This window comes from Lacinutrix sp., from assembly GCF_023299985.1.
In the GTDB taxonomy this organism is placed as follows: Bacteria; Bacteroidota; Bacteroidia; order Flavobacteriales; family Flavobacteriaceae; genus Lacinutrix.
Map to the genome: position 1 here is coordinate 1 of NZ_JALZVX010000017.1, position 20,819 is coordinate 20,819.

21 protein-coding genes are annotated in these 20,819 nt (G+C 30.9%); 7 read left to right on the forward strand and 14 right to left on the reverse strand.

Going from position 1 to position 20,819, the window contains the following annotated elements; translation table 11 throughout:
• Both Q0C58_RS01090 and Q0C58_RS01095 read left to right on the forward strand, forming a co-directional pair.
• Positions 1-304, forward strand: a 304-nt coding sequence (locus Q0C58_RS01090) for a hypothetical protein (RefSeq protein WP_290696492.1), incomplete at its 5' end; no start/stop codon positions are given.
• 401 nt (positions 305-705) lie between these two features.
• Positions 706-1,473 carry an NYN domain-containing protein gene (locus tag Q0C58_RS01095; protein ID WP_290696494.1) on the forward strand — a complete coding sequence of 256 codons (768 nt, stop codon included), beginning with the start codon at positions 706-708 and terminating at the stop codon, positions 1,471-1,473.
• A 263-nt stretch (positions 1,474-1,736) separates the two neighbouring features.
• Here the strand turns inward: Q0C58_RS01095 and Q0C58_RS01100 are convergent, their stop codons facing one another.
• Positions 1,737-2,942, reverse strand: coding sequence for a multidrug effflux MFS transporter (locus tag Q0C58_RS01100; protein WP_290696496.1), 1,206 nt, complete (start codon positions 2,940-2,942; stop codon positions 1,737-1,739).
• Positions 2,943-3,064: 122 nt separating this feature from the next.
• Here Q0C58_RS01100 and Q0C58_RS01105 point away from each other — a divergent pair, with 122 nt between their 5' ends.
• Together Q0C58_RS01105 and Q0C58_RS01110 are read left to right on the forward strand one after the other, a co-directional pair.
• A complete protein-coding gene (locus tag Q0C58_RS01105) occupies positions 3,065-4,834 on the forward strand; it encodes an ABC transporter ATP-binding protein (protein WP_290696498.1) in 1,770 nt (589 codons plus the stop codon).
• A 117-nt stretch (positions 4,835-4,951) separates the two neighbouring features.
• Positions 4,952-6,448 carry a T9SS type A sorting domain-containing protein gene (locus tag Q0C58_RS01110; protein WP_290696500.1) on the forward strand — a complete coding sequence of 499 codons (1,497 nt, stop codon included), beginning with the start codon at positions 4,952-4,954 and terminating at the stop codon, positions 6,446-6,448.
• Positions 6,449-6,450: 2 nt separating this feature from the next.
• On the opposite strand, the gene Q0C58_RS01115 is transcribed toward Q0C58_RS01110, so the two are convergent.
• From Q0C58_RS01115 to Q0C58_RS01125, 3 genes are all read right to left on the reverse strand, one after another.
• On the reverse strand, positions 6,451-7,143 hold the full coding sequence (locus Q0C58_RS01115; protein WP_290696502.1) for a PrsW family glutamic-type intramembrane protease: 693 nt from the start codon (positions 7,141-7,143) through the stop codon (positions 6,451-6,453).
• Between the two features lie 155 nt (positions 7,144-7,298).
• A complete protein-coding gene (locus tag Q0C58_RS01120; protein WP_290696504.1) occupies positions 7,299-7,859 on the reverse strand; it encodes an NUDIX domain-containing protein in 561 nt (186 codons plus the stop codon).
• A 59-nt stretch (positions 7,860-7,918) separates the two neighbouring features.
• Positions 7,919-9,007 carry a M42 family metallopeptidase gene (locus Q0C58_RS01125; protein ID WP_290696505.1) on the reverse strand — a complete coding sequence of 363 codons (1,089 nt, stop codon included), beginning with the start codon at positions 9,005-9,007 and terminating at the stop codon, positions 7,919-7,921.
• A 131-nt stretch (positions 9,008-9,138) separates the two neighbouring features.
• Here Q0C58_RS01125 and Q0C58_RS01130 point away from each other — a divergent pair, with 131 nt between their 5' ends.
• Together Q0C58_RS01130 and Q0C58_RS01135 are read left to right on the forward strand one after the other, a co-directional pair.
• The gene (locus Q0C58_RS01130) at positions 9,139-9,843 is read left to right on the forward strand and encodes a DUF4294 domain-containing protein (protein ID WP_290696507.1); all 705 of its coding nucleotides are present in this window, start codon (positions 9,139-9,141) and stop codon (positions 9,841-9,843) included.
• Complete coding sequence (locus Q0C58_RS01135) at positions 9,844-10,470, forward strand: hemolysin III family protein (RefSeq protein WP_290696509.1); 627 nt, start codon at positions 9,844-9,846, stop codon at positions 10,468-10,470.
• Positions 10,471-10,558: 88 nt separating this feature from the next.
• Here the strand turns inward: Q0C58_RS01135 and Q0C58_RS01140 are convergent, their stop codons facing one another.
• The 7 genes from Q0C58_RS01140 to Q0C58_RS01170 all read right to left on the reverse strand — a co-directional run bounded on the left by Q0C58_RS01140 (position 10,559) and on the right by Q0C58_RS01170 (position 16,814).
• A complete protein-coding gene (locus Q0C58_RS01140) occupies positions 10,559-11,662 on the reverse strand; it encodes a redoxin domain-containing protein (protein ID WP_290696511.1) in 1,104 nt (367 codons plus the stop codon).
• A 237-nt stretch (positions 11,663-11,899) separates the two neighbouring features.
• On the reverse strand, positions 11,900-13,513 hold the full coding sequence (locus Q0C58_RS01145; protein WP_290696513.1) for an NAD-dependent malic enzyme: 1,614 nt from the start codon (positions 13,511-13,513) through the stop codon (positions 11,900-11,902).
• 93 nt (positions 13,514-13,606) lie between these two features.
• Positions 13,607-14,356 (reverse strand): hypothetical protein, encoded by a 750-nt coding sequence (locus Q0C58_RS01150; protein ID WP_290696515.1) that lies wholly within the window; start codon positions 14,354-14,356, stop codon positions 13,607-13,609.
• A gap of 50 nt (positions 14,357-14,406) precedes the next feature.
• Positions 14,407-14,748, reverse strand: coding sequence for a hypothetical protein (locus Q0C58_RS01155; RefSeq protein WP_290696517.1), 342 nt, complete (start codon positions 14,746-14,748; stop codon positions 14,407-14,409).
• Between the two features lie 84 nt (positions 14,749-14,832).
• Positions 14,833-15,261, reverse strand: a complete 429-nt coding sequence (locus Q0C58_RS01160) for a DUF4268 domain-containing protein (RefSeq protein ID WP_290696518.1) — start codon at positions 15,259-15,261, stop codon at positions 14,833-14,835.
• A 143-nt stretch (positions 15,262-15,404) separates the two neighbouring features.
• Positions 15,405-16,079 (reverse strand): ZIP family metal transporter, encoded by a 675-nt coding sequence (locus Q0C58_RS01165; protein ID WP_290696519.1) that lies wholly within the window; start codon positions 16,077-16,079, stop codon positions 15,405-15,407.
• Positions 16,080-16,082: 3 nt separating this feature from the next.
• Positions 16,083-16,814, reverse strand: coding sequence for a class I SAM-dependent methyltransferase (locus tag Q0C58_RS01170; RefSeq protein WP_290696520.1), 732 nt, complete (start codon positions 16,812-16,814; stop codon positions 16,083-16,085).
• Positions 16,815-16,905: 91 nt separating this feature from the next.
• Here Q0C58_RS01170 and Q0C58_RS01175 point away from each other — a divergent pair, with 91 nt between their 5' ends.
• Positions 16,906-18,069 carry a THUMP domain-containing protein gene (locus Q0C58_RS01175; protein ID WP_290696521.1) on the forward strand — a complete coding sequence of 388 codons (1,164 nt, stop codon included), beginning with the start codon at positions 16,906-16,908 and terminating at the stop codon, positions 18,067-18,069.
• A 16-nt stretch (positions 18,070-18,085) separates the two neighbouring features.
• Here Q0C58_RS01175 and Q0C58_RS01180 read toward each other — a convergent pair whose 3' ends face one another.
• The 3 genes from Q0C58_RS01180 to rlmD form a co-directional block, all read right to left on the reverse strand.
• A complete protein-coding gene (locus Q0C58_RS01180; RefSeq protein ID WP_290696522.1) occupies positions 18,086-18,805 on the reverse strand; it encodes a DUF6048 family protein in 720 nt (239 codons plus the stop codon).
• Entirely contained in the window at positions 18,777-19,304 is a 528-nt protein-coding gene (locus Q0C58_RS01185; RefSeq protein ID WP_290696524.1) for a DUF6452 family protein, read from the reverse strand. The genes Q0C58_RS01180 and Q0C58_RS01185 overlap by 29 nt, the downstream gene beginning before the upstream one ends.
• A gap of 66 nt (positions 19,305-19,370) precedes the next feature.
• The gene (rlmD, locus tag Q0C58_RS01190; RefSeq protein WP_290696526.1) at positions 19,371-20,783 is read right to left on the reverse strand and encodes a 23S rRNA (uracil(1939)-C(5))-methyltransferase RlmD; all 1,413 of its coding nucleotides are present in this window, start codon (positions 20,781-20,783) and stop codon (positions 19,371-19,373) included.
• Between the last annotated feature and the right edge of the window lie 36 nt (positions 20,784-20,819).

Consider the following 20,819-nt stretch of genomic DNA (forward strand, 5'->3'; position numbering starts at 1 on the left):
AGAATCAACAACCTACAAAGGCACACTAGACTTAACACTAGATCAAAACAACAGAATAATAGCCAATTGGCAAATAGGAGAAGACCAAGAACAAACAGGCACAGGCTTTTTTAAAGACAACATCTTAGTTATAAACTTTAACTACAAAGGAGAAGACGAAACTGTTTACAAAGGTGTTGTAGTGTATAAATGTATTACTCAAGATATTTTAGATGGTTTTTGGTCTGAGAAGCATGGCAATCCATTATATCTAGGAGAAGAGCGTTGTTTTAGAGTTGGCTTTCAAAACGAGTTGGTTAATTAGCTTAGAAGTAGATTGCAACGTCATGCATATTAACAATGACATAAAATTTACTATATTTAACTTTAATAAAAAGAATAGTACAAAAACACAATACCATGGCAAAGTCTAAAGACTCAAGAAAAAACGTAAAAAAAGAAGCAGCTTTAACACCAAAAGAAAAAAAGGCTGCAAAATTAGCTAAAAAAGCAGCACGTAAATAATAGCTTAAGCATAATCTAAGAAGGCTGTCTAAAAATTCAAAATATATAGACTTGTTAAGTTGAGGTTGTCGAAACTGATATTATTCATCGGTAATTTAAAAATATTTCGACAAGCTCAATATGACATCTGTTTTGATTTTAGACAGCTTTTTGTTTTAAAGCCATTACCTTTAGAATAAACTAAATAAAAAAACCAACAAAGTGACAGATATTAAACTAGCAGTACTTATTGATGGCGATAACATACCATCTGCCAATGTAAAAGAGATGATGGAGGAGATTGCTAAATATGGCAATCCAACCATTAAGCGTATTTATGGCGATTGGACTAAGCCTAACTTAAACAAATGGAAAAGTTTGTTGCTAGAAAATGCCATTACACCAATACAACAATATGGTTACACTACAGGAAAGAACGCTACAGATTCTGCAATGATTATAGATGCTATGGATATTTTATATTCAGAGAAAGTAGATGGCTTTTGTTTAGTATCTAGTGATAGCGATTTTACGCGTCTAGCAACACGTTTAAGAGAAGCTGGAATGAAAGTTTATGGAATAGGAGAGAAGAAGACACCAAATCCCTTTATAGTAGCTTGCGACAAGTTTATTTATATCGAGATTTTAAAAAATCAGTCTGAAGATGATGATACTTTAGAAACTACAAAAAAATCTACAGAGTCTAAAAACACACACGATAAAATTACTAATAAAGAAATTCGTTTTATAGCTACTACTATAGATGATGTTGCAGATGATGATGGCTGGGCATTTTTAGGAGACGTTGGTAGTTTGTTACAAAAGAAACAACCAAATTTTGATGCTAGAAATTATGGTTTTCAGAAACTAACACCTTTAATTAAATCTATTAAAAACTTTGAAATAGAAAGACGTGAAGATTCAAGAGGACATAAGAAACTTATTTACGTAAAAATTAAAGAGAATAAATCTAAAGGTAAAAAACGATAATAGTTTTGTTATTAATAATAAAGCAAATAATCTCAAGTTGTCATTGTAAGTTGCGAGACAATGAAGTAAACCTGAAGCAATTTCATGACGTGTAAAACTAACATTAAACAGATTGCCACGTCCTGTGTCCTCGCAATGACATAATTATTGTCTCTTAGAGTGATTCGACCTTAGGAGAATTGTATCGAGAAGTTTTTATATTTTCACCAAGTTCTTGATACAAAATTCTAAAGAAGAATTAGAAAATAATAATAAAATAAATTTTAAGCTTTAGCAACCTTCATTTGTTTTTTCATAAAAATAAAAACCAACAACGTTAGAAATCCAAAAATTGAAAACCCAATAAATAAAGGCAATACAGAAGTTTTAACAAAACCACCAATATAGTTAGCAATTGGCACAGCCATAACCGTAGAAATAAAACCATTAATTGCAGAACCCATTCCAGCAATATGTCCTAATGGTTGCATAGCTAAAGCACGCAGATTACCAAAAAGTAATCCAACAGCAAAAAACTGAAATAAGAAAAACCCAAGCAATACATAAATGTTTGGGTTACCTTTATTGTAAAAAAGAATAATATACAGAAGTGAAATCACGAAATATGCAATTGTTGCAATAAATGCAATACGCATAGATCCAAATTTAACCACTAAACGACTATTTAAAAACGTTGCCGAACCTACTGCAATAGCAATGCTGGCAAAAAAATATGGAAACAACTCTCCTAAACCATACTGGTCTTGAAAAATTTGCTGAGAGGTGCTTAAATACACCATAAAAGAGCCTGTAATAAAACCTGATGCTAAGGTGAAAGCAACAGCTTCTTTATGTGTAAAAAAGTCTTTAGCACTTGTTAAATATCTTCTAAACGTAAACGGTTTTTTGTTTTCGGTACTTAATGTTTCTGGTTGTCTCTTCCAGAACCAAACCAATACAATAGCACCAATTACCATGTTAACATTAAAGATGGCTCTCCAATCTAAAAAATGAAGTAAAAACTGACCTAAAGTAGGTGCAACAACAGGTATTAAGATAAAGAACATAACAACTATAGAAAGTATTTTTGCCATATAATCACCACTATAGCTATCTCGAATCATGGCAATAGAGATACTTCTTGGAGCAGATAGGCCAATGCCTTGAAAAATGCGACCAATAATCATAATCTCCAGACTTTTGGTAGTTACACAAACAATACTAGCAATTACAAAAACAATAAAACCAAAATACACCATTTTTTTGCGTCCGAAATTATCAGATAAAGGTCCAAAAACAAGTTGCCCAAAACCTAAACCTAAAAAAATCATGGTAATTAGTAATTGATTTTTTGTAGTATCTGTAACACCTAAATGCTCACCTATTTCAGGAAGAGCAGGCAATAGTGCATCAATAGACAATGCAACCAAAGACATTAGTGCAGCCATTAAGGCAATAAATTCTTTTTTAATTTGTGCTTGTTTTCGCATCGTGCAAAAATACACTAAAACAAAAAAGTAATTTGTAAGCTATTTTGAATTAACAAAACATTAGTTTATTAGTTTAATTGATTGGTGTTTCAAGCGTATATTTGCAAAACAAAAATTGATTGATGAGACATTTACAAATTTTAGATAAAAAAGATAAAACCAAACCAAAAGTAACTTTAAAACAAGCGTTTAAAACCATTATTTGGCCAAGACGTAAGCTGGTTTTTTTAGGCCTAATTTTAATAATTATTCGTAGTCTAGCAGGTTTTGTTTTACCATTGCAAAGTAAAGTTTTACTTGATGAGGTTGTGCCTGAAAAAGATTACAGTCAACTATACACGTTAATTGCCATTGTGGTTACTGCTATTTTGGTACAAGCCATAACTTCTTTTTTATTAACTAAAGTATTAAGTATTCAAGCACAGTATTTAATAAGCGAGTTGCGAGCACAAGTACAAAAAAAAGTATTATCACTTCCTATTAGTTTTTTCGATAATACAAAATCTGGAGCTCTAGTTTCAAGGATAATGAGTGATGTGGATGGTGTTAAAAACTTAATTGGTACAGGTTTAGTACAATTAGTTGGTGGCTCGTTTACCGCTATTTTAACTTTAGTTATTTTATTAAGAATGAACGTATGGATGACGCTCTTTACTTTTATTCCATTATCAATTTTCGGAATTATAGCCTTAAAATCGTTTAAATATATTCGTCCAATTTTTAGAGCAAGAGGAAAAATTAGTGCTGAGGTAAAAGGACGTTTAACAGAGACTTTGGCAGGTGTTCGTGTAATAAAAGCCTTTAATGCTGAAGACCAAGAATCTAAAGTTTTCGAAAAAGGTGTAAATGATATTTTTATTAATGTGAAGAAGAGTTTAACCGCAACTGCGATAATGACGAGTTCTTCAACCTTTTTAATAGGATTAGCAACAGCAGGAATCATGGGAATTGGTGGACATTACATGATACAAGGCGAAATAACACCTGGTGATTTTCTTCAGTTTACGTTCTTATTAGCTTTTATGGTGGCTCCAATAGTACAAATGAGTAATATTGGAAGTCAATTAACAGAAGCTTTAGCAGGTTTAGACAGAACCGAAGAGCTTATGAATATGGCTGCTGAAGAAGATGACGAAAACCGAAACATAAAACTTAAAGAATTTAAAGGCGAAATAGAATTTAAAGATGTCTCTTTTGAATATGAAGCTGGCAAACCTATTTTGCATAATATAGATTTTAAAGCACCTTCAGGTTCTGTAATAGCATTGGTTGGTAGTTCTGGTTCTGGTAAATCTACTATTGCTGGATTGTCTGCAACGTTTTTAAATCCTAATTCTGGACAAATTACTATAGATGGAGAAGACTTGTCTAAAGTAAAACTAAAAAGTTTTAGAAAACATTTAGGTGTTGTTTTGCAAGACGAGTTTTTATTTGAAGGCAGTATTAGAGAAAACATACTGTTTCCAAGGCCAAATGCTACAGAAGCACAATTACAAGCAGCAGTAAAAGCAGCTTATGTAAATGAGTTTACAGACCGTTTTGATGATGGATTAGAAACTTTAATTGGAGAAAGAGGTGTGAAGCTATCTGGAGGACAAAGACAGCGTATTGCTATTGCAAGAGCTATTTTGGCAGATCCTAAAATTATTATTTTAGACGAAGCTACCTCGAATTTAGATACAGAAAGCGAAGCACTAATTCAAAAGAGTTTAGCAGAATTAACTAAGAACAGAACCACTATTGTAATTGCACACAGATTGAGTACTATTAGAAGAGCAGATCAAATTTTGGTAATTGAAGCAGGAAAAATAGCAGAACGTGGAAACCATGACGAGTTAATTGCTAAGGAAGGTCGTTATTACGATTTATACACCTATCAGGCTAAAATATAGGTCTAACTGTATAGTTTTTAGTATTATATAATTCTGTTCGCTTTTTTTTATATTTTTGGCACACAAATCTATTACGCAAAATTTGAACGTATATACTAATATACAAAACTACTTATTATGAAATTAAAATTACTTATTCTTTTTTTATTAGCAATACAATATAGTTTTGCACAAGATTTATCTATTGGTTATAATGCTAACGATGTAGTGCAACATCCTATGCAGCCATTGGCAAAACCAGCCTACTTACAATCGGTTACAGATCCATCATTTCCTTCAACAGAAATTAGACGTATTACTGAAGCAACAGCAGGAGACTTTATTGCACCAATGTACAGTACAATCCAGTCTTGGAATGCAGATGAAAGCTTAATGATTGTTTATAAAAAAGGAGGTACGCACCAGTTGTTAAATGGTCAAAACTATACCTTTATTAGAGATTTAACAGATGTTAGTCCAGACGATGTAGAGTCTATTTTCTGGTCTTTTACAGATCCAGATGTTTTGTTTTACATGGATAATTTTAACGATAATTTGTATAGTTATAATGTACAAACACAAGTTAAAACAATTATTGTAAATATTAGAACCATAAGTGGTTGTCCAACTTCTGATGGCTTATCTGGCGGAAACGATATACAAATGATGTCTTGGGATAACGATGTGTTTTCTTTTAGATGTGGTAACAATGCAGCATACTATTATCGTATTTCTACAGCAACATTAACACAATTTAATATTGCTAATATTAGTTTTACAGCTCCAATGCCTTTTCCTAGTGGTAATTTGTTTTTTCATAAGGAAAAAGTTTATGACGTAAATGGCAACTTTGTAAGAGATTTAAACATTGATAAAACAGAACACTCTTGCATAGGAAAATTAAGTAATGGTGACGATGCTATATTTGCTATTGCATTCGAGCAAGGTCCAAGTGGTGGATGTCAAGGTAGTTTAGTTGCACACAACGCAACTACAGGAAATTGTTTTTCTGTAACACCTGTATCAACACCAGATGGAAGTGCAGATTTATATGCTTATCCAAAATCTGGAACACACATTTCTTCTTTAGCACATAAAAACACAGAAGGTGGTTGGGTTGCAGTTTCTAGTTTAGGTTTCGAGAAGGATGGTGTACGCATTTTAGATCAAGAATTATATATAGCAAAGGTTAACGAGTTTGATGCAGATGTTTACCGTGTAGCACACCATAGAAGTGATGAAGATGAAATAAATTATTGGGGAGAACCACACGTAACAATAAGTCCTACAGGTACACGATTACTTTTTGGTAGCGATTGGAGTGGAACAGAAGACGGCATTTCTGTAGATAGTTATGTGGCTGAATTAAATAGCTTTACTTTATCTACAGTATCAAGTACTTTAGTTTCTAATATTAAAATATATCCAAACCCAGTTACAGATGTTTTAAGTGTGGAAGCTAATAATCAAGATACACTTAACTATTCTATTTATGATATTACTGGAAAAAAGTTAGTAAAAAAAAGCATGACATCTCAAGATAATATAGATGTAAGCAACTTATCTAATGGAGTATATTTTGTACAGTTCACTTCTAAAACAGCAAAACAAACGCTTAAGTTTATAAAGAAATAGAATTAAGATTTAACTTCTAAATCATTTTTAAAACGTGATGCTAATTGGTGTTTTTTAATTGCTTTTCGCGATAAGAGAACACCAATAATTAGCGATACAAAAGCACCTATCCAAATACCAGGAATAAAGTCTATAAATAGGAAAAAGTCGTAAGCACCATGAAATAAAACGGCTAAAACTAAACCACTTAGGTTCAATAGTATTCTATTATTAGAAAACTTGGCTTTACCCATAAAATAACCCATTAAAATTCCAAAAGTAGCATGTGCAGGAATGGCAGTAAAGGCTCTTAATAAAGCAGTTGTTGGTCCACTTTCCATAACATATAATATGTTTTCTGTAGCGGCAAAACCCATAGAAACCATTACAGCATATACAATACCATCAAAAGGTTCGTTAAAGGCTTTGTGTCTTTGTGCAAAGAGTAAAACAACTAGGTATTTACTTAATTCTTCAGAAAAACCGACTACAAAAAAAGCTTGAACAAATTGTTGGAGTACACTTAAACTATTGGTTAAAGGCAATGCTAAATCAAAAAAACGGTAGAGTATTGTTGTAATAATAATGCTAACAATAGCACCAAGTAAAAAGGAAATTAAAAGCAGTTGTTTAGGTTCTTTTTCATATTTATCTTTTAAATAAATGTAAAGTATAATAACTGCAACAGGAGCAAGCGCATAAATAATTAATTCCATGAAACGAATTTAGAAAAATTATGTTTTAATTGTGATGCTTCTCGATACAATTTTTAGTTCCTCAAAATCACTCGAAGAGACGGTTTTATTATTTGTTCTCAGAGTTTGTTAGTTTTAGTGAAATTGCTTTTCTGCAATTTTGTGTCAAATACTATTTATTTCTTGTTGATTTGTTTTTTAATAGTACTAAGTACAACCTCATAATACTTACTATTGCCTGCCACAAAATGTCCATTAGTTTCAGAGTCTTTTAAAAGTTGTATAAATTCAGTAAAAGAAACTAATTTTAAAGCTTCAACTTCTTCTTTCTGTGGTGTTAAGGCATTAATGTCTACTTTTAATTCTGCAATAAAACTATGACGAAATTCATTGTCAATAATACCATTAGGATACGTTTTAAAAGAATCAAAGCTGCCTATTTTTACCAATCCATTTTCAGAAATTGTTAAACCAATTTCCTCCTTAATTTCACGAATAGCACCAGATTTAATGGTTTCTCCAGCATCTATATGTCCTGCAACACTAACATCCCAAAGTAATGGGAAAATTACTTTAGAAGCTGCACGTTGTTGTAATAGTATTTCGCCTTTAGTAGTATAAAACCAAATGTGTGCTGTATTATGGTAATAGCCTTTACTATGGATTATTGACTTTGTAGCCGACTGTCCAGTTGGCTCTCCAGTTTTTGTAAGTATATCGATGTATTCTTCTATCATAACTTAAAAAAAAGCCTCAATAAAGAGGCTTAATTTGTGTTTGTTTTATGTTTAACTAACTAATCGAAATAAGAAAATGTTTCACCATCTTCAATTTTCAATAACGTTTCATAAATTAATTTAATCACATTTTCTACATCCTCTCTATGCACAGTTTCTACTGTTGTATGCATGTAACGTAGCGGTAACGAAATAAGTGCAGAAGCAACACCACCATTACTGTAAGCAAAAGCATCAGTATCTGTTCCTGTTGCTCTAGACAATGCAGCACGTTGAAAAGGTATTTTCTTTTCTTCGGCAGTATCTGTAATTAAATCACGTAATTTTTGTTGTACAGCAGGCGCATAAGCTATAACTGGACCTTTACCAATTTCTGCTTCACCTTGTACTTTCATATCTATCATTGGCGTAGTGGTGTCGTGTGTTACATCTGTAACAATGGCTACGTTTGGTTTAATAGTTTCGGTAATCATTTGTGCACCACGTAATCCTATTTCCTCTTGTACAGAGTTTGTAATGTATAATCCAAAAGGTAATGTCTTCTTATTTTCTTTAAGTAAACGCGCTACTTCGGCAATCATAAAACCACCCATTCTATTATCTAAAGCACGACAAACAAAATTATTTTTATTTAAAATATGAAACTCATCTGGATACGTAATAACGCAACCAATGTGTACACCAAGTGCTTCAACTTCGGCTTTTGTTTTACAACCACAATCTATAAATATATTATTAGGCTTTGGTGGTTCTTCTTTTGCTCTATTTCTAGTATGTATTGCTGGCCAGCCAAAAACACCTTTTACAATGCCATTTTTAGTGTGAATATTTACTATTTTACTTGGTGCAATTTGGTGATCACTACCACCATTTCTTATTACATAAATTAAACCTTTGTCGTCTATATAATTAACATACCAAGAGATTTCATCTGCATGACCTTCTATAACTACCTTATATTTTGCTTTTGGGTTTATTACACCAACTGCAGTACCATAAGTATCTGTAAAGAATTCATCTACATAAGGTTTTAAGTAATCCATCCATATTTTTTGCCCATCCCACTCGTAACCTGTTGGTGAAGCGTTGTTTAAATATTTCTCTAAAAAGTCCATAGACTTTTTATTAAGTATGCTCTTTTTTGCCATTGTTTTTAAATTTTGTACTAAAATAAGAATATTCACAGTTATTTAATAGTTAACATTAGTATAATTATTAATTTTGTAGCATAAGGTTGAAACTTTCTATTTTTGGAATGGTTTTAGCGTCATTTATTTATATGAAATACATTTTACCACTTTTATTAATATTTCCTATATTTATTTTTGGGCAAATTCCAGAGATAGATCAAGATTCTACACACGTAGAGTATATGATTATTGATGGCGATTCTATACCACGTGAAGCAATAGATCTAGACGAAGTATTACTACTGCATAAATTAAAATTTGATAGTAAAGAAAACAGAAGGCGTTATTATATTTTAAGACGAAAAACAATAAAAGTTTATCCTTATGCTAAAATGGCAGCCGAAAGACTAGACTCGCTTACAGACCAATTAGCAACTTTAGATTCTAAACGAAAGAAAAAGAAGTATGCTAAAAAGGTGCAGAAATATATTGAAAGTGAATTTTCTGGTGAATTAAAAAAAATGACCAGAACCGAAGGACAGATACTTATAAAACTTATTCATAGGCAAACAGGAAAAACAACATTTTCTCTTATTAAAGAATTACGAAACGGCTGGAGAGCCTTCTGGTTTAATAATACAGCAAGCTTGTTTGATATTTCTTTAAAACGAGAATTTGATCCAGAACATGTAAAAGAAGACTATTTAATTGAAGATATCTTACAACGTAATTTTCAAAACGGTCTTTTAAAAGAACAAAAATCTGCTTTCGATTTTGATTTTTTCGAACTCACCAATAAATGGTTAAACCAAGATAAAACAGCAGTAAAAACCGAACAAAAACCAAAGTCTTAAATGCGCATACAAACCCAAAGCGAGGAAAAATGGAACGCAATAACACATGGAATTGGTGCTGTTTTAGGCGTTGTTTGTTTAATATTACTTATTCTTAAAGATACGCACAAAACAGAATATAGCTTACTAAGTGTTATTATTTATGGCTTGTCTATAATTATTCTCTTTACTGCTTCTACAACTTACCATGCTATTAAAAACGGAAAATACAAACACACCTTTAGAGTTATAGATCACATAAGTATCTATTTGCTTATAGCAGGAACTTATACACCAGTTTTATTAATAAGTTTAGAGCAGAGTTTAGGTTGGATTTTATTTGCTGTTGTTTGGGGAATTGCAGCTTTTGGTGTGGTTTTAAAAATATTTTTTACAGGTAAATTTAATGTGTTTTCTACGCTATTATATTTAGTAATGGGTTGGCTAATTGTATTCGATTTTTCTAACTTAAAAACCATAATGCCAACTGAAGGCATTACTTTGTTAACGCTTGGTGGTGCAGCTTACACTATTGGTATTATATTTTATACTCTTGAAAAGAAATCTTTTTTCCATGTTATTTGGCATTTGTTTGTGCTAACTGGAGCTATTTGCCACTTTTTTATGGTGTATTTGTATGTGGTTTAGAGTTTTTATAAATTTCCAAGTAGGCTAAGAGTCTATCAATTAATTATACAAGTTACCAGTTGTTTTTTCGATTTACTAGATTTAATTATTAATCTAATTTTACACTTAAGAAGTTTTCTAATTTTACTGATGTGATACCTTTTTCTATTATTTCACCTTCATTATTAATTAAAAATGTAGTAGGGAAACTGTATATATTTAATTTTTTCGTTTCTATTCCGTTTTCATCTAAATAATGAATCCAAGTAAACTCCTTATCTATAATTAATTTCTTCCAATCTTCTATTTTACTGGTCTTGTCTACTGAGATGCTAACAATTTCAAAACCTAAGTCTTTGTATTCTTCATAAATTGGTATGTATTTTGGCATTTCACGAAGACATGGACTACAATTGGAGTACCAAAAATCCAGTAGAATATATTTACTATTATTTAGGTTACTTAATTTAAAACGAACATTTTCTAATTCAGTATTTTTAAGCGATAATTCTTTATTTTTTAATGAAAATTTCTTTGCTGCTTTTAAACTAGATTTAAAATTTTTAAATAATTCTGTTTTTTTAATTTCATCTGAAAAAAGATAAGTTGATTCATCGTACAATTTACTATACCTATTACTACGAGAAGAAAAATAATTTGCAAACAACCACATAGGCACATAAGAATCTGGATTGTCTTTAAGAAAACCGACTATTAAAGTATCTCTAATTACACCAATTTTTCTTCTTTCTTTAGTAGAATCTGCTTTCCACCATAAACTATCAATAGAATCTAATCCTTGCTTTTTTAGTATTTCATATTCCTTTTGGGTTTTAGATTTTTTATCGTTTGGTATAATGACTTTTTTATCTTTATTTACAAAACTCACATAGAGATCAGTAGAGCCGTTATCAATAAAAAATTTATCTGACATTCCAAAATTATTTGCAAATATGTCAAACATTATAGGATGTGATGGTTTACTACCTTTTATATTAACAACACCATTTTGAACTTGCCCTTTAAATAACATTGTATATGTAGAATCTAAAAGTTTTTTAGAAACAAAGCTTGGGTACATAGATAAAGAGTCTGTATCTGCATCAGTTTTAATGACAACTTCAAATTCAGTATTCGACTCTTTACAAGAAAATATGGTTAATGATAGTATAATTATTATAAGGCCTCTCCTAACTATTACACTATTTTTCATTTCATTAAAAAAACTAGCCATTATATTTATACGTTAATTATGGAGTTGTTACTCTAAGGTTCTTTTGTTTTTTACAAAATCAAGTCTCTACTAAGCTTTAATAAAATCCTAATGTTCGTAATAAAATAATTCAAAAACATTTATTTTTCATTAAGAAAAATAAAAAACGTCTTACCATGTTTTTTGTTATGTATAGCTAATATATTAACAAATATTAATCTGTATAAACGAATTGTTTTAGTACTGAGGATCAAACATATAGTCTGAAATAAATTGTCTTAAATCTTTGGGTTTATCGATTTGAGCTAAATCTAACTCAAAGGCTTTGTCTGCAACTGCAATAGCAATTTCTAATGATAATTTTCTAATTTCAGTTAATTTTGGATAAAGTGAACCACTATTAATATCGTCTTGTTTAACCAATTGCGCTAGTGTTTTCGCGGCAGTTAAAAATAGCTCGTCAGGAATAATTTTTGCTTTACAAGATATAGCACCTAAACCTATTCCAGGAAAAACATAAGCGTTGTTTCCTTGTCCAGGACGAAACTCTGTACCATTAAATGTAACATTATCAAACGGACTACCACTAGCAAAGATAGCTTTACCATTACTCCATGTGTATGCTTGTTCTGCTGTACATTCTGCTCTTGAGGTTGGATTAGATAACGCAAATACAACAGGTCGCTCATTATTAGCAGCCATTTCCTCGATAACAGCTTTAGTAAATGTACCAGGAGCTCCTGTAGCACCAATAAGTACATGAGGTTTTATTGACTTAATTGAGTCCATGAAATTTAACTGCTCATGGTCGTGTGCATAAGGCATATTGTGTTCCATTAAATCATCTCTACCAGAGACTACTAAGCCGTTAATATCTACAAACCATAAGTGTTTAGCAGCTTCTTCTTTAGTTAGTCCTGCATCCATAAAGGCAGAAATCATTAAATCTGCAATACCAGTTGCTGCAGATCCAGCACCTAAAAACATGATTTTTAAATCTTTAAAATCTGTGTTGGTTATTCTTGTAGAAGCATATACACCTGCTAAAGCAACAGAAGCCGTACCTTGTATGTCGTCATTAAAACAAAGTACACGCTCTTTATACTTATTTAATAATGCATAGGCATTAGGCGTTAAAAAATCTTCAAACTGTATTAATGCATCAGGATATTTTTTTTGTATAGTGGTAACAAATTCTTCTACTAGTTCAAAATACGCATCACCTTCTAATCGTTTTTTAGGGTAACCTAAATAAAGTACATCATTTAAAATATCTTCATTATTGGTACCTACATCTAACATTACTGGTAAACATTGGTGTGGTTTTATTCCTGCACAGGCTGTATATAATGCTAGCTTTCCAATTGGAATTCCCATTCCGTTTGCACCTAAATCTCCAAGTCCAAGAATACGTTGCCCATCTGTAATAACAATAACTCTAATATCCTTTTCTGGCCAATTATCTAGAATTTTGCTAATTTCTCCTTTATCCTCAGGTGTTATGTAAAATCCTTTTGATCTTTTAAAAATATGAGAAAACTCTTTACAAGCCTGTCCTACTGTTGGTGTATAAATTAAAGGCATTACTTCCTCAATATGATCAATTACAACCTTGTAAAACAGTTTTTCATTACGATCTTGTAAAGCAGATAGTAAAATATACCTTTCTATATCGTAAGCCTTTCTCCTTAAACCATGCATAACGCGAGTGACTTGCATGTCTTGATTAGCAACTGAATATGGTAACAATCCTCTTAGTCCTAATTGTTCTCTTTCTTCTCTGGTAAAGGCAACGGATTTGGTTAAAGAGCCATCGTGTAGTACATCAAAATTTCTTTTTTTTGTATTCATATGTAATATTTGCTAATGCGTTAAAGCTATCTATGGTTATACGAATTTCGACTATTTTTTTTATAAAACCAAGTTACTATATTATCACTAAATTTATTGTAAAAAATCGATACCGTAGTATATAATTTCAAAGATAATTAAAGAAACTACCCATTTGTATTCCTCGTTATCTAGCTCGTGATAGAGCTTAACCATTTTAGTTAATTTTGATAATTCGTCGTTATCTAAAAAAGGATCTCTTTCTATAATAGAAGATGGTTGAAAGTCGTAAAACGGATTTCTTAAGAATGTTCTTCTGTCAGAATTTTTAATAACATAAGCTAATTGGTCGTCATTTATAGTAATAAAATAGTAGTCTTTTGTGTTTTGGTTTCGGTTTACTGTTCCAATTTGTTTTCCTGTTTTATCTACTAAAGCATTGTTATCTACTATTTTTCCAATGTATTGGTCGTTAAAATTAATGGCTATTTCGTTTTCTTTTTGCTCAAAAAATATTTCAAAATCACTACTTATAGCTAGAATTCTAGAGGTTAACTTAAATTGACCTCTATCTAAACGTCTAAAAGCAATGAGATTTTCTCCAACTAGAGATTGTATTGTACCATTAAATTTTCTGGTAAAAGATTTTGTGTAATTAAAGTTTAATCTGTTTGAAAGTTCTTCAACAAACTCTGGTTTCCATTGCGTAAGTTTACTTTTTTTAGAACGTACTTTTGCAATTAATGTGTTCTTTTCTTTTTCTAATACTGGAGGAGGTTGGTTTGCTTTAGACTTGTTAATGATAAACCTAATTAATAAAAACATACCTGTTAGAGGAATGATTATAAAAAGGATTATAAGCATTAGGAAAAGTATTTTCATTTAACTTACAAGAAATTTAAAAGGTGCTTTAATCATTCTACATATGCAATCTTTTCACCAATTTTATATTTCAAAATATTTTTAGTAACATTAGCAGGTGTTTGAATAGTTCCTCCATTATTGTTTACTTTGTAATTTCCACTTACGATAACTTCATTAGTATTCTGATTTAGTACAATTTTGTCTGCATTTACAAACTCAAATACACTAGTTTTCAAATTTACATTTCCTGTAAGAATTAGAGTATTGGTTTTCGAATTGAATTCTGATTTTTTTTCACAATTAAAACTCAGGATTTTTTTACCATCAATATCTTCTTGAGCAAAACAGTTTAATCCAAATAAAAAAGTAATAGCAACTAATAAGCTTTTCATAATTATAAATTTAAGTATTATTAAAAGATTAAATTACTGTATTTAATTAATAGAATCTTTGCATTTAACATTTCTTTAAATTTACTATGCTTTAATAAAATCTTCATATTCATAATAAAAGGCTTCAAAAGCACTCATCTTTTCATTAAAAAAAACCATGACGTCTTGCCAAGTATTTTTGTTATGTATTGATACCTTGTAGCCTAAAGGCACATAAATTCTTGAAATTTCTTTTCCGTTGTCTAAAAAATATTCTTCTTCAAAAATAGCATCTGGTAAAAATTCTGTAGTTAAAATTGTTTTTAACTGTTGGAGTTTTTCCCAATAATTAATGCGGTTTTCTAGATCGTCTTCTAAGTCTAAGCTTACGTGCGCAGTTTTATTATCAAAATGAAACTTAAAACTAAAACCTTTTGCTTTAGTATTGTAGAGAATCCATTTTGTTGGAAAAGATTTCCCAAAACTGGTCCAGAATAGTTGTTTTATTTGTCTTGATTCTTCTTTTGAAAACACGTTTTCAAATTTATGGTTAATAATTTCTTTTCTTTTGTCACTTCGATTGAATTGTAGAAGTATGAAACAATTTGTATCGAGAAGATTCAGTTAATTCGCTTGTTCTCGATACTTCGCATTTTCAGGCTCAACTCGAACTGACGCTAAATAAAATAAGCAATAACAATAGCACTTATAATAGTCAATAATTTAGTAACATTAAAAGTATGTCCTTCGTTACTTTCAAATAAAATGGTAGTTGAAATATGTAAAAATATACCAATAACTAATGCTGATATTTGCGTATAATACGTATCGAAAAAACTAAAATTAGCAGACAAAAACACACCTAAAGGCGTCATTAAAGCAAATACTAATAAAAATGCTAACGACTTATATTTTGGTATTTTAGAGGCTAAAAAGAAAGTAGATAATATAATAGCTATTGGTAGTTTATGAATAATAATACCGTAAATAAGATTAGTGTGCCCATCTATTGGAATGCCTTCTAAAACACTATGAATACTTAAACTAATAAATAATAACCAAGGAAAAACAGTAGCGTTTTTACTTATATGTACATGACCATGTTCTGCACCTTTAGAGAAAAACTCTAAAATAATTTGAAGTAGAATACCTGCCATTATAAATAAGCCAACATCTTTATAATTGCCTTTATAAACCTCTGGCAGAAAATGAAAAACGGTTATCGATAATAAAAAGGCTCCACTAAAAGCAAGTAGTAGTTTTAGGTGCTTTGGTTGTTTTGGCTTTAATACAAAAACAACTAAAAAACCAAATACAACAGATATTATAGGAAGTAAAATATTTAAAAGCATAGTTTACTTAAAAATAAGAATTAAACGTTTAGATGTACTCTTATGATACTTATTTAATTTATAATCTCCAAAAACATCTAATAAGTGCACACCAGCTTTTTCAAAAAGAGTTTCAAAATCTGCTAAAGTAAGCGCACGAACACGTTCTTGAAATTCAAAATCTTGACCTTCTGCAGTAAAAGAGATATCTTTAACTATATAGCCATTTTCGATACGGCGTTTTTGTTTAAAGGCGATACCTTCAACTGTTTTTGTGTTTTCTTCGACTAAATTTTCTATTATATAATCGGTATTTAAAAAGTCGATAACACCAAAACCTGTTTCGTTTAAATTAGCTTTAATAGCCTTTATAGTATTGAGATTGTCTTCTTCATTTTCAAAATAGCCAAAACTTGTAAAGAGATTAAAAACAGCATCAAATTGCTCATGATATGGTTTGCACATGTCGTGCACATTAAACTTAAGCGTTTCATTTTCAAACTGTTTGGCATGCGCAATACTGTTAGCAGATAAATCTACTCCTGTAACATCAAATCCTATTTTATTTAAATAAACAGCATGTCTGCCTTTACCACAAGCAAGGTCAAGAATTTTTCCGTTTTCTGGAATGTTTAAGTAGTTGGTAAGATTATACATAAAGTTTTCGGCTTCATTGTAATCTCTATCTTTATATAAAATGTGGTAAAAAGGTGTGTTAAACCATGAGGCATACCAGGTTGTTTCGTCTTTTGTCATATTTATTTCCCTCGAAAATGAGAATCTGATTTTAGTTTATTATTTGTTGGAACAAAAATAGAGTATTTTTGCTTTGTATTAGACGAAAATAATGGAGGATAATTTCAAGATGGTAGCCAAAACCTTATTTGGTTTTGAAGAGATATTAGCAAAAGAGCTTACACAACTTGGTGCAATGCATGTAAAGCAAGGCGTTAGGAATGTTAGCTTTGAAGGTGATAAAGGTTTTATGTACAAGGCTAATTTAGGTATTAGAACTGCAATAAAAATTTTAAAGCCTATTAAAACATTTCGTGTTAATAATGAAAAGGATTTATACACAAATGTGTATAGAATGGATTGGAGTAAATACATGAAATCTTCTGGTACTTTAGCAGTAAGTGCAACTGTTAACTCTACCGTTTTTACACATTCTCAATACACAGCATTAAAAGTAAAAGATGCTATTGTAGATAAGTTTAGAGATGAAACTGGAGAGCGACCAAATATAGATTTACGTTTTCCAGATTTAAAAATTAATGTACATATAGACCGTTCTATGTGCACTATTTCTTTAGATACTTCTGGAGAATCTTTACACAAACGTGGCTATAAAACAGCAACCAATATTGCACCAATAAATGAGGTTTTAGCAGCAGGTTTAATTATGCTTTCTGGTTGGGATGGACAAACAGATTTTATAGACCCAATGTGTGGTAGTGGAACTATTTTAGCTGAAGCAGCAATGATTGCCTGTAATATTCCACCAAATTTAATGAGAAAGGAGTTTGCTTTTGAGCGCTGGAATGATTGGGATGTTGAACTTTTTGAGAAAATTGAAGAATCTCTATTAAAGAAAACGAGAGATTTCCACCATAAAATGGTAGGTTACGACAAATCGCCAAGTGCTGTTGCTAAAGCTAACGACAATATTAAAAATGCACAATTAGACGATTTTATTACCATTAAACATGAAGATTTCTTTAAAACTCAAAGAGCAGGAGAGGAGAAGTTACATATTGTTTTTAATCCACCTTATGGCGAGCGTTTAGATATAGAAATGGAGAGTTTTTATAAAAACATTGGCGACACCTTGAAGCAAGGTTACCCAAATACAGATGCTTGGTTTATAACCTCTAACTTAGAAGCTATAAAGCATGTTGGTTTACGTCCTTCGCGTAAAATTAAATTAATGAATGCAAAACTAGAATCTCGTCTAGTTAAGTACGTAATGTATGCTGGAAGTAAAAAGGGTAAGTATATGGATAACGATTAATTTACAGAAACATATTTTATTCCTTTTTTTTAAAAATAGGAATAAAATAAGAAAATGTGTAACCGTAGCCAACGCCAAAGCTTCCGCTATCGTTAGTTTTATTAAAACCAGGAATGTAGAGGTTTTCAAAATTTTCTGGCTTATTATTAGAAATTGTTCCTTTTAACTGTGCATTTAAGGTAATGAAGAAGTTGTTAAAAATCTCAGCTTTAATACCTATAATAAATTCTAACCACGCAGCAGATAACCCATTAAATTCTTTGCTTTCTGTATTTGTAAATTGTGGTTCGAAAAATTGATCTTGACTAAAGACAGTAAAACTATTTCTAGTTTGAGAAAAAGTACTGTAACCTAATCTAAAACCACTATAAATCATATTACTCATATCTAACCAGTTCTTGTACATATTATAATCTATACCAAGTTTAATATAACTACCGTTTGCTGTTGCACTTAAAAAATCTGTAGTTGTCGTTTTTTCTTCATTACCTATTTCTGCTGCTGCGAAAAGTTTTTTTGTAAGTCTAAAATCACCACTAATTTCGAAACCAGAGTACTCCTTATCTACAGCCGTTCTAACTAGTTTGCTAAAGTCTGTACCAATTCTAAGACCATATTTTTGAACGTATTTTATAGAATCTATATTTTTAATGTCTTCCTCTTGTTCCTGTGCACCAACAAATAGGCAACACAAAAACAAAAAACAACTAGTGACGTATTGTAAAGTGTATTTCATTTTCGTTTGTTACAGTTTGGTTATCATTTTCTGGTGCTACAAATAGCATCCAATTGTCAGCATCAGGTTCTATAGTTATTACAATGTTTTTATAAGTTGTTTTAAAACCACAAGCGCGAGAGACGTAAACATCTTCAACGCCATATTCTATTGTTATAACATCTGGATTTCCTTCAATTGTTCCATCTGCTAAAACTTCATAATCTCTATAGACACGATATTTTGTAATACCAACACCCAATTCATCTCTATTAGTATCTAGAGGTAAAACTATTTGGTCTGCTATAACATTATTAAAATCTTCTAAAAGGCGTGTATCATCTTCAAAATCTTCAACACGCAGTCCTGTAACATTTTTTGGATTATCTGTAAGTATTAAATCTCTAAATTCTACTATCATTCTTGGTGTGGTAGGTGTATCTTCAGAACAAATATCGTCTCTTTCGCAGCTTAATGCTATACAGATAAAGAGTAGAAGTAAGGTTGTTATTTTTTTCATTTATGTAGAACTTGTTTCAGTATCTATTATTTCTGCTTTAGCGATAATTTTTTTTTTTTTTATAAACTAACGTTTTTCTAGTAACACTATATTCTCCACATGATGCGTTTGTGGAAACATATCTACAGCTTGTGTTTTAGTAACCTTATACATAGCATCCATTAATTCTAAATCTCTAGCTTGTGTAGCGCTATTGCAACTTACATAAACTACTTTTTGTGGCGCAACGTTTAATATTTGTTTAACAACATCTTTATGCATGCCATCTCTTGGAGGATCTGTAATAATAACGTCTGGTTGACCATGCGTATTTATAAACGCTTCGTTAAAAACATTTTTCATGTCTCCTACAAAAAACTCGCAATTGGTAATATTATTGCGTTCTGCATTTTCTTTTGCAGCACTAATAGCGTCTGGCACAGATTCTACACCAATAACCTTTTTAGCATTTTTAGATACAAATTGTGCTATAGTTCCAGTTCCTGTATATAAATCGTAAACGAGCTCGTCTCCTTTTAAATTGGCAAATTCGCGTGTTAATTTGTAGAGTTCGAAAGCTTGAGCAGAATTTGTTTGGTAAAACGATTTGGCATTAATTTTAAATTTTAAACCTTCCATTTCTTCAAAAATGTGGTCTTGTCCTTTATAACAAATTACTTCTTGATCGTAAATAGTATCGTTAGCTTTTTCATTAACTACATATTGTAATGAGGTTATCTGCGGAAATGTCTCTGCCACAAAATCAAGTAATAACTCACGTTTTTCTTTATCTTCTTTAAAAAACTGAACTAATACCATAATATCTCCTGTTGAAGATGTTCTAAGCATTAATGTACGTAGCAATCCAGTTTGGTTTCTAGTGTTAAAGAATTCTAGATCGTTCTCTAAAGCAAAGGTTTTAATTGCATTTCTTATAGCATTAGATGGGTCTGCTTGTAAATGACACTTTTTTACATCTAGTATTTTGTCCCACATTCCAGGAATATGAAAACCTAATGCGTTTCTATCTCCTAAATCTTCGTCGCTTTGTATTTCCTCTAGTGTTAACCAACGACTATCGCTAAAAGAGAACTCCATTTTATTTCTATAAAAATACTGCTCTGCAGCTGCTTTAATAGGTGTTATTTCTGGTAATTCTATATGTCCAATTCTAATTAAATTATTGATTACTTCCTTTTGTTTATAAAATAATTGGTGTTCGTAAGCCATGTCTTGCCACTTACAACCACCGCAAACACCATAATGTTGGCAAGCAGGTTCTGTTCTTTTATCACTTAATGTATGAAATACGGTTGCTTTACCTTCATAATAAGCTTTACGCTTTTTAAAGGTTTGCACATCTACAACATCACCAGGTACTGCATTTGGTAGAAAAATTACTTTTCCATCTGGTGCTTTCGCAACAGATTTTCCTTTTGCTGCAGTATCAAAAACTTCAACATTTGTAAAAACTTGCTTTCTTTTATTCTTTCTTGCCATAGGTGCAAAAGTACTTTGTTTTTTAGTACTAAAAAA

Bases quoted from the DNA above. Each gene is read 5' to 3' on its own strand.
- Q0C58_RS01125 (WP_290696505.1), bottom strand. From the start codon at position 9,007: ATGGCAAAAAAGAGCATACTTAATAAAAAGTCTATGGACTTTTTAGAG.
- Q0C58_RS01175 (WP_290696521.1), top strand. From the start codon at position 16,906: ATGGAGGATAATTTCAAGATGGTAGCCAAAACCTTATTTGGTTTTGAA.
- Q0C58_RS01100 (WP_290696496.1), bottom strand. From the start codon at position 2,942: ATGCGAAAACAAGCACAAATTAAAAAAGAATTTATTGCCTTAATGGCT.
- Q0C58_RS01150 (WP_290696515.1), bottom strand. From the start codon at position 14,356: ATGCTTATAATCCTTTTTATAATCATTCCTCTAACAGGTATGTTTTTA.
- Q0C58_RS01155 (WP_290696517.1), bottom strand. From the start codon at position 14,748: ATGAAAAGCTTATTAGTTGCTATTACTTTTTTATTTGGATTAAACTGT.
- Q0C58_RS01135 (WP_290696509.1), top strand. From the start codon at position 9,844: ATGCGCATACAAACCCAAAGCGAGGAAAAATGGAACGCAATAACACAT.
- Q0C58_RS01120 (WP_290696504.1), bottom strand. From the start codon at position 7,859: ATGATAGAAGAATACATCGATATACTTACAAAAACTGGAGAGCCAACT.
- Q0C58_RS01170 (WP_290696520.1), bottom strand. From the start codon at position 16,814: ATGACAAAAGACGAAACAACCTGGTATGCCTCATGGTTTAACACACCT.
- Q0C58_RS01145 (WP_290696513.1), bottom strand. From the start codon at position 13,513: ATGAATACAAAAAAAAGAAATTTTGATGTACTACACGATGGCTCTTTA.
- Q0C58_RS01115 (WP_290696502.1), bottom strand. From the start codon at position 7,143: ATGGAATTAATTATTTATGCGCTTGCTCCTGTTGCAGTTATTATACTT.
- rlmD (WP_290696526.1), bottom strand. From the start codon at position 20,783: ATGGCAAGAAAGAATAAAAGAAAGCAAGTTTTTACAAATGTTGAAGTT.
- Q0C58_RS01105 (WP_290696498.1), top strand. From the start codon at position 3,065: ATGAGACATTTACAAATTTTAGATAAAAAAGATAAAACCAAACCAAAA.
- Q0C58_RS01185 (WP_290696524.1), bottom strand. From the start codon at position 19,304: ATGAAAAAAATAACAACCTTACTTCTACTCTTTATCTGTATAGCATTA.
- Q0C58_RS01130 (WP_290696507.1), top strand. From the start codon at position 9,139: ATGAAATACATTTTACCACTTTTATTAATATTTCCTATATTTATTTTT.
- Q0C58_RS01110 (WP_290696500.1), top strand. From the start codon at position 4,952: ATGAAATTAAAATTACTTATTCTTTTTTTATTAGCAATACAATATAGT.
- Q0C58_RS01165 (WP_290696519.1), bottom strand. From the start codon at position 16,079: ATGCTTTTAAATATTTTACTTCCTATAATATCTGTTGTATTTGGTTTT.
- Q0C58_RS01140 (WP_290696511.1), bottom strand. From the start codon at position 11,662: ATGAAAAATAGTGTAATAGTTAGGAGAGGCCTTATAATAATTATACTA.
- Q0C58_RS01180 (WP_290696522.1), bottom strand. From the start codon at position 18,805: ATGAAATACACTTTACAATACGTCACTAGTTGTTTTTTGTTTTTGTGT.